This window comes from Streptomyces sp. NPDC037083, assembly GCF_055606485.1.
Genome location: NZ_JBVJSQ010000003.1, coordinates 459,299 through 472,232, shown reverse-complemented (window position 1 = coordinate 472,232; position 12,934 = coordinate 459,299). Strand labels below are relative to the sequence as shown.

At 74.6% G+C, this 12,934-nt stretch carries 12 protein-coding genes; 6 read left to right on the top strand and 6 right to left on the bottom strand.

Translation table 11 applies throughout. The annotated features are described in order from the left end of the window. The first annotated feature begins 43 nt into the window (after positions 1–43). The 3 genes from ACZ7DE_RS10700 to ACZ7DE_RS10690 all read left to right on the top strand — a co-directional run bounded on the left by ACZ7DE_RS10700 (position 44) and on the right by ACZ7DE_RS10690 (position 5,356). Positions 44–1,612, top strand: a complete 1,569-nt coding sequence (locus ACZ7DE_RS10700; RefSeq protein ID WP_470759504.1) for a hypothetical protein — start codon at positions 44–46, stop codon at positions 1,610–1,612. A 151-nt stretch (positions 1,613–1,763) separates the two neighbouring features. Next, a complete protein-coding gene (locus tag ACZ7DE_RS10695) occupies positions 1,764–4,019 on the top strand; it encodes an ATP-binding protein (protein ID WP_470759502.1) in 2,256 nt (751 codons plus the stop codon). 314 nt (positions 4,020–4,333) lie between these two features. Then, on the top strand, positions 4,334–5,356 hold the full coding sequence (locus ACZ7DE_RS10690; protein WP_470759500.1) for an AraC-like ligand-binding domain-containing protein: 1,023 nt from the start codon (positions 4,334–4,336) through the stop codon (positions 5,354–5,356). Between the two features lie 16 nt (positions 5,357–5,372). On the opposite strand, the gene ACZ7DE_RS10685 is transcribed toward ACZ7DE_RS10690, so the two are convergent. The 3 genes from ACZ7DE_RS10685 to ACZ7DE_RS10675 all read right to left on the bottom strand — a co-directional run bounded on the left by ACZ7DE_RS10685 (position 5,373) and on the right by ACZ7DE_RS10675 (position 7,331). Next, complete coding sequence (locus ACZ7DE_RS10685; RefSeq protein ID WP_470759498.1) at positions 5,373–5,738, bottom strand: hypothetical protein; 366 nt, start codon at positions 5,736–5,738, stop codon at positions 5,373–5,375. 24 nt (positions 5,739–5,762) lie between these two features. After that, a complete protein-coding gene (locus ACZ7DE_RS10680) occupies positions 5,763–6,371 on the bottom strand; it encodes a flavin reductase family protein (RefSeq protein WP_470759496.1) in 609 nt (202 codons plus the stop codon). Between the two features lie 84 nt (positions 6,372–6,455). Then, on the bottom strand, positions 6,456–7,331 hold the full coding sequence (locus ACZ7DE_RS10675; RefSeq protein WP_470759494.1) for an ANTAR domain-containing protein: 876 nt from the start codon (positions 7,329–7,331) through the stop codon (positions 6,456–6,458). 126 nt (positions 7,332–7,457) lie between these two features. Here ACZ7DE_RS10675 and ACZ7DE_RS10670 point away from each other — a divergent pair, with 126 nt between their 5' ends. Next, on the top strand, positions 7,458–7,793 hold the full coding sequence (locus ACZ7DE_RS10670; protein ID WP_470759492.1) for a helix-turn-helix transcriptional regulator: 336 nt from the start codon (positions 7,458–7,460) through the stop codon (positions 7,791–7,793). A gap of 196 nt (positions 7,794–7,989) precedes the next feature. Further along, on the top strand, positions 7,990–9,696 hold the full coding sequence (locus tag ACZ7DE_RS10665; protein ID WP_470759490.1) for a C40 family peptidase: 1,707 nt from the start codon (positions 7,990–7,992) through the stop codon (positions 9,694–9,696). Positions 9,697–9,974: 278 nt separating this feature from the next. Here ACZ7DE_RS10665 and ACZ7DE_RS10660 read toward each other — a convergent pair whose 3' ends face one another. Further along, complete coding sequence (locus ACZ7DE_RS10660; RefSeq protein ID WP_470759488.1) at positions 9,975–10,148, bottom strand: hypothetical protein; 174 nt, start codon at positions 10,146–10,148, stop codon at positions 9,975–9,977. Between the two features lie 142 nt (positions 10,149–10,290). Here ACZ7DE_RS10660 and ACZ7DE_RS10655 point away from each other — a divergent pair, with 142 nt between their 5' ends. Then, complete coding sequence (locus ACZ7DE_RS10655) at positions 10,291–10,923, top strand: class I SAM-dependent methyltransferase (RefSeq protein ID WP_470759486.1); 633 nt, start codon at positions 10,291–10,293, stop codon at positions 10,921–10,923. A 6-nt stretch (positions 10,924–10,929) separates the two neighbouring features. Here ACZ7DE_RS10655 and ACZ7DE_RS10650 read toward each other — a convergent pair whose 3' ends face one another. Together ACZ7DE_RS10650 and ACZ7DE_RS10645 are read right to left on the bottom strand one after the other, a co-directional pair. Further along, on the bottom strand, positions 10,930–11,502 hold the full coding sequence (locus tag ACZ7DE_RS10650; RefSeq protein WP_470759484.1) for a phosphatase PAP2 family protein: 573 nt from the start codon (positions 11,500–11,502) through the stop codon (positions 10,930–10,932). Next, a complete protein-coding gene (locus ACZ7DE_RS10645) occupies positions 11,495–12,886 on the bottom strand; it encodes a diacylglycerol/lipid kinase family protein (protein WP_470759482.1) in 1,392 nt (463 codons plus the stop codon). Before ACZ7DE_RS10645 ends, ACZ7DE_RS10650 begins: the two co-directional genes overlap by 8 nt. Positions 12,887–12,934 lie beyond the last annotated feature (48 nt).

Genomic DNA, 12,934 nt, shown 5'->3' with positions numbered 1-12,934 from the left:
CACCGCAGGGGGCCCACGGCATTGCACGGGGGGGGACCCGCACATGCGCACGCCCGAAGGGATCTGGGCCGACGCCGATCTGCCGACCCGACGCCTCGCCGGACTCGCGCTCAACCCGGCCACGCCGGTGGACGTCCTGCAACGGCTGCTGGCGGACGCTCCGCTCGCGGTGCGGATGGTGCTGTGCCGCGACCGGGTCCTTCCCGACGCCGTCGTGGACGCCGTGATCGAGCACCCCGACGCCCACACCCGCAGCTTCTTCGCCCGCAATCCCCATGTCGACCCGCACCAGCGGGCGCGGCTGCTGGAGGACCCGGACTGGTTCGTACGCGCCCACCTCGCCCAAGGGCCCGGGCCGACCGGTGCCGCCGACCCCGCGCCGCTGCCGGACGACGCCGTCGTCCACATGATCACCGCCTACGAGGACGAACTCCTCGGCGGTTCCTTCCACCGGCAGATCTCCGCCGGGCTGCGCCGGGCGATGCCGACGCACCCGGTGGCGGAAGTCCGTCTCTGGGGGACCGGTTCGTGGAGGTCCCTCCCCGCCGGGACACGCGCCGCCCTGCTGGCCGACCCCGACGAGAAGGTGAGGGAAAGGGCCGAGCGCAACGCGCGGGAGGAGGATCCGGCCTGGGTGGAGAGCGTCCTGCCCCCGCACTCCTGCCACGGCCGAACCGACGTCCTGCTCCACCAGGCGCTCAGCAGGGCCGTCGTGGACGGCGTCCTCACCGCCCCGGCCGGACCGGAGGACCGGTCGATGATCGCAGGCAACCCCAGCCTCCCGTACGACGTCGTGGTCCTCCTGGCCGCCGATCCGGACCCCTCCGTCAGGCGGGAGATCGCCGACCGACCGGACCTGGAGCCCGCCGAACGCCGTGCACTCGTCGGGGACGCCGACCCCACGGTGCGCCGGACGGCCGCCCGGCGTCTGGACCTCGGCCCCGACGAACGCGCCGCCCTCGCCGCGGACCCCGATCCACGGGTGCGTCTGGCCGTCTCCGTCCACCCGGCGTGGAGCGAGGAGGAGAGATCCGCCATCGACTACGAGGTGTCCGAGGACGACGACTGCCTCCTCCACCACTGTTCCCTGACGCCGCGTGACCCCGAGGACGTCCGCCGGGACGCCCTCTCCTCTCACCCGCTGCTGCGGCGACGGGCCGCCGGGGAGCACGCGCTGCCGCCGGACCTGGTGTCCCGACTGGCCGCCGACGACGACCTGGGCGTACGGGTCCTGCTGGCCCGGAACCACCCGAACCCCCCGGCCGGCCTGCTGCTGCGCGGCTTTCTCGAGTGCAGGGGCGTCGAGCGCGAACGCCTCCTCACCCGACCGGGCTTCCCGAGCGAAGGACTCGCCGTCCACGCCGCCGACGACGACCCGGCCGTCCGCGCCCTGGCCGCTCGCGACCCCGGGACCGCGCCGCACACCGTGGAACGGCTCACCCGGGATCCGGACCCCGCCGTGCGAGCCGCCTTCGCCCGGCACCCGAACCTCCCGGGGTCCCGGCTGGCCCGGCTCCTCGACGACGAGGAACTGGCCCACCATGCCGCCGCCAACCCGGCGTTGGACGTGTCCACGATCCGCCGCCTGGTGACCGCCCTGCCTCCCGGGTGACGACCCGCGACGACGCGCGCGTGCCGGCGGCCCGCCGCCGGCCCACCGTCCGGATGCCGGTCGGGACGGGGGCGGAGTGGTCCGCCTCTTCTAGAATTCCGATGATCATGCTCGGGGGCGACGGCGGGGCGTGTCGGGTGGAGGGGGCGGGTTGGACGGGGAGCGGGCGGAGTTCGGGGCGCTGCTGCGGGAGCTGCGACTGGCGGCGTCGCAGACCATCGAGGGTCTGGCGGAGGCGTCGGGCGTGAGCGTGCGGGGCATCGGGGACCTGGAGCGGGGCCGGCGGTCGGCTCCGCAGCGGCGGACGGTCGCCGCGCTCGCCGACGGTCTGGGCCTGGACGACGCGGTGCGGGAACGGCTGCTCACCGCGGCGCGCGCCGGACGCACCGGGGGCTACAGCCCGGCGGGCGTGCGGTCGTTTCCGCGTGGCGTCGACGACTTCGTGGGCCGGGGACGGGAGTTGGCGCGGCTCGCGGCCCTCGCGGAGCAGGAGGCCGCCGCGCAGCCGGTGGTGGTGGCCGTGTCCGGGGCGCCCGGGGCCGGCAAGACGACGCTGGCCCTGCACGCGGCCCGCGACCTCGCCGCCCGTTTCCCGGACGGGCAGTTGGTCCTGGACCTGCGGGGCACGCACGACGACCGGCCCGGTCCCGCCGAACTCCTGCTCGGCGTGCTGAAGGCGCTCCACGTCTCCGACCGGGACCTGGCCCAGGCCGGGCCGCAGGGACATCCGTCGCTGTACCGGCGGCTGCTGGCCGAACGGCGCTGTTTACTGGTCCTGGACGACGCCCGGGACGAGGGCCAGGTGCGCCCGCTGCTGCCGGCCGCCGGCGCGAGCATGGTGGTGGTGACGAGCCGTCGCATGCTGACCGGGCTGGACAGCGTGCACCGACTGCCGCTCGGGGAACTGCACCCCGCCGAGGCCGCCGAGTTCCTGGCCTCCCTCGTCGGCGAGGATCGCGCGGCCGCCGATCCGGGCGCCCTCGACGACGTCGCCGAACGCTGCGGCCATCTTCCCCTCGCGCTGCGGGTGGCCGGCAACTGGCTCGCCACCCGCACCGGTTGGACCGTCCGTCGACTCGCGGACCGTCTCGCCGTCGAGGAGCGACGCCTGGACGCACTGGCCGCGGGCGACGTACGCGTCGCGGCCGCCTTCGACCTGTCCTACCGTCAGCTGACCCCCTCGGCCGCCCGCCTGTTCCGGCGCCTGGCGCTGGTCCCCGGAGCGGACACCGGGGCCCCGGGCGCCGCACAGCTCACCGGCCAGGCGCTGTTCGACGCCGAGGACGCGCTGGAGGAACTGGTCGAGGCCGGGCTGCTGGGCGCGAGCGGGGACCGCTACCGGCTCCACGACCTGCTGCGGCTGTACGCGCGCAGCCGACTCGACGCCGAGGAGCACGCGCGGGACGCCGACCTGGCCCGTTCGACGCTGTACCGCTGGCTGCTGGAGACCACGGTGGTGGCCGGCCGCTGGTTCGAGCCGGACCACGGCCCGCCGCCGCCCACCTGGCAGGGCACGGTCGACCTGTCGAGCGCGGACCGGGCGCGGGCATGGCTCCAGGCGGAGGGCGTCAACTGGCTGACCGCGCTGCGCGCCGCCTTCGCCGCGGGCGAGCACGCGACCGTGGTGGAGGTGGCCGAGGCCCTGCACTGGTTCTCCGACCAGTGGATCTTCTGGGGGCACTGGCCCGAGGTCTTCGGGTCCGCCGCCCACAGCGCGCAGGCGCTGGACGACCCGGTCCTCGAGGCGACGCATCTCAACTACCACGCCTGGGCGCTGCTCACCTGCGAGGGCCGACCGCACGACAGCCTCGACCGCGCCTCCGAGGCCCTCGCCGCCGCGGAGCGCGCCGCCGATCCTCGGCAGCAGGCCTGGGCGCACATGTACCGCTGCGCGGCCCTGCGCCGGCTCGGCGACCATGTCACGGCCGCCGCCGACCTGCACCGGGCAGCCGCCGTGTTCGAAGCCATGGGCGACCTGCCGGGCAGTCTGCAGGCCCGGCACGGGCTCGGCATGGTCCTGCAGGACGCGGGCAGGCTGGAGGAGGCCCTCGCCTCGCACCGCGACACCCTGGGCTTCCTGGACCGGGCCGGTGACCGGATACCCCGCCACATCGCCGACTTCTCCCGGGGCCAGCTGCACTCGGCCATGGGCGCCTGTCACGTCGTGATGCAGCGGTGGACGGAGGCCGTCGGCCACCTGAGCACCGCCGTGGCGATCTCCCGGAGCAGCGCGAACACCGCGATGGAGAGCCGCCAGCTCGTCAGCCTGGGCAACGCGCTGCTGTCCGCCGGACGCCTGTCCGAGGCCCGCGAGGCCGTCGCCCGCTGTCTCTCCCTCGGCCTCGACGCCGATCCCCAGAGCGTCGTCGACGCCCACGGCGTCCTCGCCCGTCTCGACGCGCCCTGACTGCGCCCGTCCGTCCCCGGGCACGCCGCGCTCCGGGGGCGGACGGGCCCGCGCCACGACGGGCGAGGCCCCTCGCCGTGTCCCCATCCTTGGCCGACGTCCGCCCCCGCGTCTTGTCCCTCAGTGCATCGCGCTGTTCCCTCGGCGCACGGCGGACCGCGCACGGCACACGGCGAACCTCGCCGCCGTCCGCGTTTCTGCCTGCTTCCTGCCTGGCTCCCGCCGTGGGCCGCTGCTTGGCTGGGGGCGGCGGGGAGAACGGGCCGCCGTCCAACACTCTCCGCCGGTTTCGCACGGCTGGAGAGGAGGGCCCGGTGGCCCTGGTGCTGACGACTGCTTCGGTTCCCGACGGGGAGCGGCTCGCCTACTGGCGGGACGCGCTGGGCAGAGCGCTGGTGCCGATGGCCGTCACGGCGCGGGACGACGGCCCGTTCGAGGGCCGTGTCCGCACCGATCGTCTGGGCTGTCTGCGGATCTCCACGATCGACGCCGTCGCGCACCGGGTGAGCCGCACCGCCGCGCACATCGCCGAGGCGTCCGCGGCCGCGGACCACGTGGCCGTCGGCGTCCAGCGGACGGGCACGGCGACGCTGGTCCAGGACGGCCGGCGCGCCTTCGCCGACGAGGGCGACCTCGTCGTCTACGACACGGCACGGCCGTACTCACTGGACTTTCCGGGGCGCTTCACCGCGCACACGGTGTACATGCCCCGGCGGGCGGTGGGCCTGCCCGAGGAGGATCTGCGGCGGGTGACCGGGACCGCGATCGCCGGAGGGGAAGGGCTCGGCGCCCTGCTGGTGAATTTCCTGACCTCGTTGACCGCCTCGGTACCCCCCTGCGCCCCGGCCGTCGCCGCCAGGCTGGCCTCGGGCGTCGTCGACCTCTTCGTCACGCTGGTCGACGAGCGGACCCGGCGCGTCCCGGCGCCGGCCGCCGACCCGGTGGACCACCTCGTGCTGCGCGTGCGCGACCACATAGACCGGCACCTCGGCGACCCGGACCTCTGCCCGCAGTCCGTGGCGGCTGCGCACCACATCTCGGTGCGCTATCTGCACCGGCTGTTCGAGGGCGAGGGCGTCACGGTCGCCCGGCTGATCCAGCAGCGCCGCCTGGAGCGGTGCGCCCGGGAGCTGGCCCGGTCCGACGCCACGGTCCCCACCGTGTCCGCGGTGGCCCAGCGGTGGGGCTTCGCCAACCCGGCCCACTTCAGCCGGGTCTTCCGGGCCGCGTACGGGCTCTCCCCGCGCGAGTGGCGCGGGACGCGGAACGGTCCGGTCCCGGCCGGGCGGCTGGGCGCCGGGGCGGGCGGCATGCGCTCCGGAGCGGAGCTCGTCTGATCGTCAGCGGCTCGCGTCACCGCGCGGCACGGCTGCGGCCCGACGTCCACGTGTACAGCAGCGCCGCCCCGGTGATCGTGGCCGCCGCGGTGGCGAGGACACGGACGCCGCCGCGGGAGCGCCAGGACAGCACGGAACCCGTCGAGCAGGCGGACAGCGCCGACCCGGCGCTGAGCCACGAGCCCACGGACGCCAGCGACGCGGCGGAGCCGACGGACCCCACGGACAGGAAGCTGCCGACGGAGGCGACCGACAGGCAACTGCCCACCGAGCCGACGGACAGGAACGAGTCGACCGAGGCGATCGACAGCGCCGATCCGCTCGACCACAGCGAACGCCATGATCCCTCGACGCCGTCGCACTTCGTCACCGGTCTCGTCATGGTCCGAGCATAGGACCGGAGCGCTCAGGACGGCGGCCAGTCACGGTAGGCGACGCGCGCCAGGTCGCGGACCTCGCCGACGGTGCCCCACTCGTCCCGGCCCAGCCGGGCCAGGGGCCGCAGCCGTCGGATGTCGGGGTGGCCGTCGACGACGACGTCCTCGTGCACGGCCGCGTGCACCACCTCGCCGAGGACCAGCGTGGAGTTGCCGATGCGCAGAGTCGAGTGGAGCCTGCACTCCAGGGCCACGGGCGAGGCGGCCACGCGCGGTGGTTTCACCCGCAGCGAGGGCTCCCGCTCGATGCCGACCGCGTCGAACTCGCCCTCGTCCGCGGGAAAGTCGACACCGGTCGCGTTGATCTGCTCGAAGAGCTGCTCGGGCGCGAGGTTGACCACGAACTCGCCGGTGGCCTCGGCGTTGCGCAGCGAGTCCTTGCGTCCGACGGAGGTGAACTGGACGATCGGCGGGTCGGTGCACGCGACGGTGAAGAACGAGTGCGGGGCGAGGTTGGCGGTGGTGCCGTCCGCGGCCAGGGTCGACACCCAGGCGATCGGTCGGGGGACGACGACGGCGGTCAGCAGCCGGTAGAAGGCTCCCGAGCCGAGGGACCCGGGATCGTAGTCAACGCGCATGTCGGTCAGTTCTACCCGACGCGGGACCCGGCCGCGGCGCCGGGCCCCGGCCGCCGGGGTCGTCAGCCGTCGATACGGGGGTCGTCAGCCGTCGATCCGGTCGCCGATGTCCGGCGGGACCGGGGCCGCCTCGGACCTGACCCTGGCCACGGCCGCGGCGACCTGTTCCTGCACCCCGTCCGCCGGCGGGCCGCCCTGGACGGCGCACACCACGTCCCGGGCGAGGTGGTGCAGCTTGGTGTTGGTGTTCTGGGAGGCAAGCACCAGGACCCGCCAGGCCTCCTCGGCGCCGAGGCCGAAGGACGCCATGAGGATGCCGCGGGCGAGGTCGATCACCGGGCGGGTCTGCATGGCGCGCCGCAACTGCACCACCTCGACGCGCAGATCGTGCACGACGCCCGGGTCGTGCAGGTCGCCCGGGTCGTGCAGGTCGTGCAGGTCGCCCCGGTCGTGCGGGGCTCCCCCGTGCCGGGCTTCGGCCGGCCTGCGGGCGCCCTTCGCCGGGTCGGCCGCCCCGCCGCCGTGGTCGCCGCCGCCGTGGCGGTCGCCGTCGGCGGGGCGCGGGGCGTCGAACAGCGTCCCGGTGCCGGTCAGGTCCAGCAGTCGTGCCACCGCCGGACCGGCTGTGCGCACCGTGACCGTCTTCCCCTCCTTCAGGCCGCGTTCGCGCACCCCCAGGAGCACGTTCAGGGCGGAGCAGTCGCAGAACGCGACGCCGTGGAGCTCGAGGTCGACTCCGCCGGCGGCGGTGCCGAGGGCCACGCGCAGGGCGTGCTCCAGTTGGTCGGCCGCGTCGAGGTCGAGTTCCCCCCGCACCGCGACGACGACCCGGTCACCGTCCGGACGGACCCCGATCGCGGCGCCGGAGGCTCGCCGACCAGGGCGGACGCCGCTCTTCCCGGCCGCCGTCCGGCGGACCTCCACGCCTCCGGTGTTCGCGTCATGGGCAGGATTCGGCATGACCGCCTCCCCGGTCACTCCACTGGTCACATCAAGACTCTCCCTCCACCCGGTCGCACGTCAACCAATACATGAAATGAAGTTCCTGCTTTTGAATACGTGAATCCCTGGCCGTAGGATTGCCTCATGGAAGTGGTGCCCGAGTCACACAACGGATGGACGTTTCTCACCAACCACGCACGCGTGCTCGCCGCCATCGCGGACGACAACAGCGTTCGCATCCGGGACATCGCCGCACACTGCCGGCTCACCGAGCGGGCCGTCCAGAAGATCATCGCCGAGCTGGAACAGGACGGCTACCTCTCCCACACCCGGGAGGGGCGCGGCAACACCTACCGGATCGAGCCCGGCAAGGTGCTGCGCCATCCCGCCGAGGCAGGACTGAGCGTGGCGGCGCTGCTCTCCCTGCTGGCGCAGGACGAAGCGACCCGCAGCCGTTACCCCGATACCGGGGCGCAGTAACGAACGAGAGACGAAGGTCACGAATACGTATCGGACATTTAAGACCTCAATCTTCACGTCAGGCACACAAGTTGGCTAAGTTGACGCCCAAGCCGTTCGACTGCCCTTCAGGGCAGGGGGCTTGAGGCGCCCGCAACAGGGGTCGCCCGGATTCCGCCGCCCACCGGCGACGGAGCACGGAAGGAGTACGTCTTCCATGGCGACCGATCGCAGCCCGCGTTCCCCAGGCAGCGGCGACGAGCCGAGTCGGGCGGAGATCCAGCAGCGGGTCAGCTCGCTCTACGACCGGGCCGAGACAGACACGGGCACCTACAACGCGACGCGCGCGATGTCGAACCTCTCCCGCAGGACGGTCCCCTCCGCCGGCGGCCGCGGCCGCGGTTCGTCCGACCCCTCGCTGGACGCGGTGGCCAAGCAGTGGTTCGACATGGCCCGTGACCAGATCGGTCCCACCATCGCCGCTGTGCTGCCGGCCGATCGCCGCCCGGCCGCCCCGGCCCGACCGGCCCCGGCCGCGAGCGCGCCGGCGCGCCCCGCAGAGAGCGCCGTGGTACGCGAGTTGGAGGCGGCCACCCGACAGGTGCCGGAGCTCACCGGACGTGCCGTCGCCGCGCTGCCCGCGGTCCCCGAGCCCCGCCGCGCGGAGCCCAAGGCGCTGGCCCCCGCCGCGCCCGCCGCCACTGCCGCCCTCCCCGCCCTTGCCGCCGCTCCGCCCGCCGCCGCTGCCGCGGACCGGCAGGCCTCGCTCAAGAACACCAAGGAGCGGATCGGGCGCAAGCTCACCGCGGCCCGGGACATCCTGGCCCGCGCCGTCGCCCAGCCCGTGCCGGCCCTGCCCGCGGCCGCCCCGGCCACGGCATCCTTGCCGGCGACCGAGGCCGGGCCGGCCGAGTCGCAGCCGGTCCAGCAGCCCTGGGACACCGCCGAACAGCAGGCGTTCCGTGCGGAGATCACAGCCGCCTGGGCGGGCCGGCCCGCAGCCGGGACGGCTTCGCCCACCGGCGCGGACGCCCTCCTCAGCACGGGTGAACTCGGCCTCACGACACCCCCGTCCGGCATCCGGACGGACGAACTCGGTCTCATGACACCGCCGTCCGGCCTCCCGACGGACGAACTCGGTCCCATGACACCGCCGTCCGGCCTCCCGACGGACGAACTCGGTCCCATGACACCGCCGTCCGGCATCCTGATGCCCGACCTCGGCCTGCCCGCAGCCCAGACCGGCTACCCGGCGCCCGCCGCCGCACCCCTCACCACCGCACCCGCCTACCCGGCCTCGGAACTCGGGCCGACCACACCACCGTCCGGCTACGGGTCGCCCGAACTCCTCCTCACGGCGCCACTGGAGTCCGGCGGCTTCGTCGCACCCGTCGTGGCGCCCGCCCCGAGCTACCCGGCCTCCGAACCCGGCGTCACGGTACCCGCGTGGGACGTGGTGACCGTCGGTTCCGGCACCCAGGTCGCCGCGAGCGTGACGGCCCCCGCCGGCCCGCCGGTCGCCGCCCCCACCGACGTCACCACGAGCACGACCGGATCGGCGTATCTGGGAAAGGCCGACAAGGCTCTCGCCTTCGCCCGGGCACAGGTGGGCCGACCGTGCGTGTGGGGTGCCACCGGGCCGGAGTCGTACGACTGCTCCAGCCTGACCCAGGCCGCCTGGAAGGCCGCCGGCGTGACACTGCCCCGGACCGCCATCGACCAGGCGAAGGCGTTCACCCGGATCAGCCTGGCCGATCTTCGCCCCGGCGACCTGGTCTTCTTCTTCGACGACCTCAGCCACACCGGACTGTGCACCGGTAACGGCATGATGATCCACGCCCCGGGGCCGGGCGCCTACATCCGCGAGGAGGCGATCCTGCCGTTCGGGGAGGGCGCCCTGCGCGGCGCCGTTCGACCCGCCTGAGGCGGGTGGGACCTGTCACGACATCCTGTGACGACGCCCGCCACGGCGCCCGGGCGGGGCAGCGGGCCCCGGCAGTCGTTCCGACACCCGCATGACGACGAGCGCGAGCGGGACGCCGTAGTCCTCGCAGGCCTCGTACTCCTTGCACGGCGTCACACCGCTCGCGCTCGGGCCGCGCCGGGCGTGCCCGGCGCCGTCGAGGCGTTTGAGGGGCGGACGTGCCGCCGAGCAGGCGCTCGTCGCGGCCGCGGCCGCCCCCAGGTGCGCCGCCGACTCCCTCAGCCCACCGCGGAGTTGGCGCGCGCCTGGGCCCTTCTGGCGTTGTTGTAGGCGCGCAGCAGAAGCTTCGAGACCGCGCACGGCGACATGTCGAAGTGACACTGACGGCAGGTGCGCGCATGCTCCTCGTACGCGGCACGGGACTCTTGCAGGGCGTCCTCGGGAGAGGGCATGGAGGTCCTCCGAACGAAACGACGGTTACCGGGGCGGCGTGGCTACTCACCAGTAGGATCCACGTCAGGAGGATTGGAACATGTTACTTACGGTAGTGAAAAACGGATGGGCTGAGTTGAGCCACACGGCGGGGAGGCCGGCGTGACGGACGACGACGGGCGGCGCGCGGCGCGGGTGTTCGACGCGCTGGGGCCCGCGTACGAGACGGCCTTCGCGCACTCGGAGGCGCACGGCAGGTCCCTGGAGTGGCTGCTCGGGCGGCTCGCGGCGGGCAGCCGCGTGCTGGACGTCGGCAGCGGCACCGGGCGGCCGACGGCCGAGACCCTCGCCCGGGCAGGCCACCGGGTCCTGGGCGTCGACGTCTCCCCCGTCATGGTGGAGCTGGCCGCCCGGCAGGTGCCGGAGGCCGAGTTCCGCTGCGTGGACGCGCGTGAACTGCCGTTGGAAGAGGGCACGTGGGACGCCGTCTGCGTGTACTTCTCGCTGCTGCAGCTGGACCGCGCGCAACAGGCCGACCTGGTCGGCCGGCTGACCCGGGCACTACGGCCGGGAGGCAGCCTCGTGCTGGCCACCGTGCCGGTGGACGTCGAGGGCGTCGCCGCCGTCTTCATGGGGCAACCCGTGCGGGTGACCAGCTTCGCCCGCGACGACCTCGTCGACCTGGCCACCGGGGCCGGCCTGACCGTGCTGGCCGAGGAGAACGTGCTGTTCACCCCCGACCATCCCGAGGCCGTGCCCGAGCCGCACCTCTTCCTCCACTGCGCCGGACGCTAGGGGCTCTCAGCCCTGGTTGCGGGCGGCGAGCGCCAGCACCAGCGCCGCCGAACCCGTGCCCAGCAACGCGCCGGCCACGACGTCGCCCGGGTAGTGCACGCCGGTGTGCACCCGCGAATACCCCACCGCGCAGGCCAGCAGGCCCAGCGGGACGGCGGCGACCGGCAGGGCCGGGCCGACGGCGGCCGCGAAGGCGACCGCCGAGGCGGTGTGCCCGGACGGGAACGAGGCGGACTGCGGCATCGGCACATGCCTGCCCGGGAACGGCGAGTCCTCGGCGCGGTGCGGACGCGGACGGCGTACGAGCTTCTTCCCGAGCAGGTTGGCGCTCGCCGAGGCGACGCCGATGGCCGCCACTCCCAGGGCGGCGGCGCGCCGCGAACGGCCGCCGCGCAGGGCGAGTGCGGCCGCGACCGCGAAGGAGAGCTTGGAGTGGTCGGCGGCGGCCGACAGCCGGCGCAGCGCGGTGTCCAAAGTGGGCGTCCTGGTCACAGTGACCGCCTCGTACAGGGCCTGGTCCAGGGTGGCGAGGTCGCTGACCAGGTGCAGGGTGGACAGCTTCGGGCTGCCGTCAGACATCGTAGGCCTCCTTGATCGTGTGGGGGTCGGGATGGCCGAGCGCGAGGCGGAAGACGCGCCGCCAGTCGACCGTGGGGGGCGCGTAGGCCGCGCCGGGGCGGTGCCGGGGCACCCGGACCCGCAGCGCGGCGGGCCTTACCGTGCAGACGACGGGAGTGGCCAGTTCGAGCGCCTCGCCGTCCACGGCCACCGCGATGCGCTCCCGGTCCGCCTCGACGACGACGCGCCGGGAGGTCACCGAGGTGATGCTGCCCGCGCGCTCCCCGAGCAGGGCGAGCTCGGCGGCCTGGGCGGCGCCCTCCACCCTGACGCCGATCACCCCGAGCAGCCCGGTGTCCAGCCGGGGCCGGCGGCCGCCGCCGAGCGGGTCGGCGCGGGCGTAGGCGTTGTTGCTGACCAGGAGGGCCTGCGGCGCGTGCACATGGGTGTCGTCCGTGCGGACGTCCAGCGTCGGGCCGGTGTCGCCCTGCAGCAGGTCGGGCAGGTGGTCGAGGGCGGTCGCGGCCTTGGCGTCCCGGTAGTCGGGGCTCTGCACTATCTCCGCGTACGCCCCGAAGGAGACGGTGTTGACGAAGGCGCGTCCGCTGACGTCGCCGAGGTCCACGCGCAGTTCGACGCCGCTGATGAGGGCGTCGAGGCTGCGCACGGGATCGGTGCGGTCGAGGCCGAGGTCCATCGCGAAGTGGTTGCGGGTGCCGGCGGCGACGACCAGGAAGGGCACGTCGTGTTCGGCGGCCACGGCCGCGACCAGCGCCTGGGTGCCGTCGCCGCCGGCGACGCCGAGCAGGTCCGCGCCCTCGGCGACGGCCCGCCGGGCTTCCTCGGCCGGGTCGGTGTAGGCGTCGTCGGCGCCGAGCACGACCACCCGGGCGCCGAGCGCCTCGGCGCGCTCGACGAGCCCGTGCTTGACGACCTTGCCGCCGCCCGAGCGGACGTTCATGATCAGAACCGGTCGGCGGGGCGGCGGGGTCCTGCGCCCGTGCGTGCCCTTGGGGCGGCGCACACTGCGCAACGAGGCGCGGGCCGAGGCCAGAGCCCCCGCCCACAGCGCGAGCGCGCCCGCCGCCACCGGCCACAGCCCGGACAGGGCGTACAGGACCAGGACGCCCACGGGCGCGGAGAGGGCCAGCAGACCGCCGAGCAGCCGGGCTCCGCCCCGGTGCGCCAGCATCCACCACACGCCGGCCCCGGCCAGCGCGAGGAGCGCGAATCCGGCGAGCAGGATCAGCCAGCCGCCGGATCCCACGCCCGCCATCACCACCGCCACACAGCCGAACACCAGCAGCAGCGCGAGCCGGGCCCAGCCCCGTGCGCGGGCGACGGCGTCCAGCTGGGCCGGGCCGATGTGCGGCAGCGCCCATTTCGTTCTACGTGTCTCGTTCACCGTGCGCCCGCCATGCTCCGAGAGGCCCCCTCTTGTCCGCCGACAGCG

Bases quoted from the DNA above. Each gene is read 5' to 3' on its own strand.
- ACZ7DE_RS10700 (WP_470759504.1), top strand. From the start codon at position 44: ATGCGCACGCCCGAAGGGATCTGGGCCGACGCCGATCTGCCGACCCGA.
- ACZ7DE_RS10685 (WP_470759498.1), bottom strand. From the start codon at position 5,738: ATGACGAGACCGGTGACGAAGTGCGACGGCGTCGAGGGATCATGGCGT.
- ACZ7DE_RS10680 (WP_470759496.1), bottom strand. From the start codon at position 6,371: ATGCGCGTTGACTACGATCCCGGGTCCCTCGGCTCGGGAGCCTTCTAC.
- ACZ7DE_RS10675 (WP_470759494.1), bottom strand. From the start codon at position 7,331: ATGCCGAATCCTGCCCATGACGCGAACACCGGAGGCGTGGAGGTCCGC.
- ACZ7DE_RS10670 (WP_470759492.1), top strand. From the start codon at position 7,458: ATGGAAGTGGTGCCCGAGTCACACAACGGATGGACGTTTCTCACCAAC.
- ACZ7DE_RS10665 (WP_470759490.1), top strand. From the start codon at position 7,990: ATGGCGACCGATCGCAGCCCGCGTTCCCCAGGCAGCGGCGACGAGCCG.
- ACZ7DE_RS10660 (WP_470759488.1), bottom strand. From the start codon at position 10,148: ATGCCCTCTCCCGAGGACGCCCTGCAAGAGTCCCGTGCCGCGTACGAG.
- ACZ7DE_RS10650 (WP_470759484.1), bottom strand. From the start codon at position 11,502: ATGTCTGACGGCAGCCCGAAGCTGTCCACCCTGCACCTGGTCAGCGAC.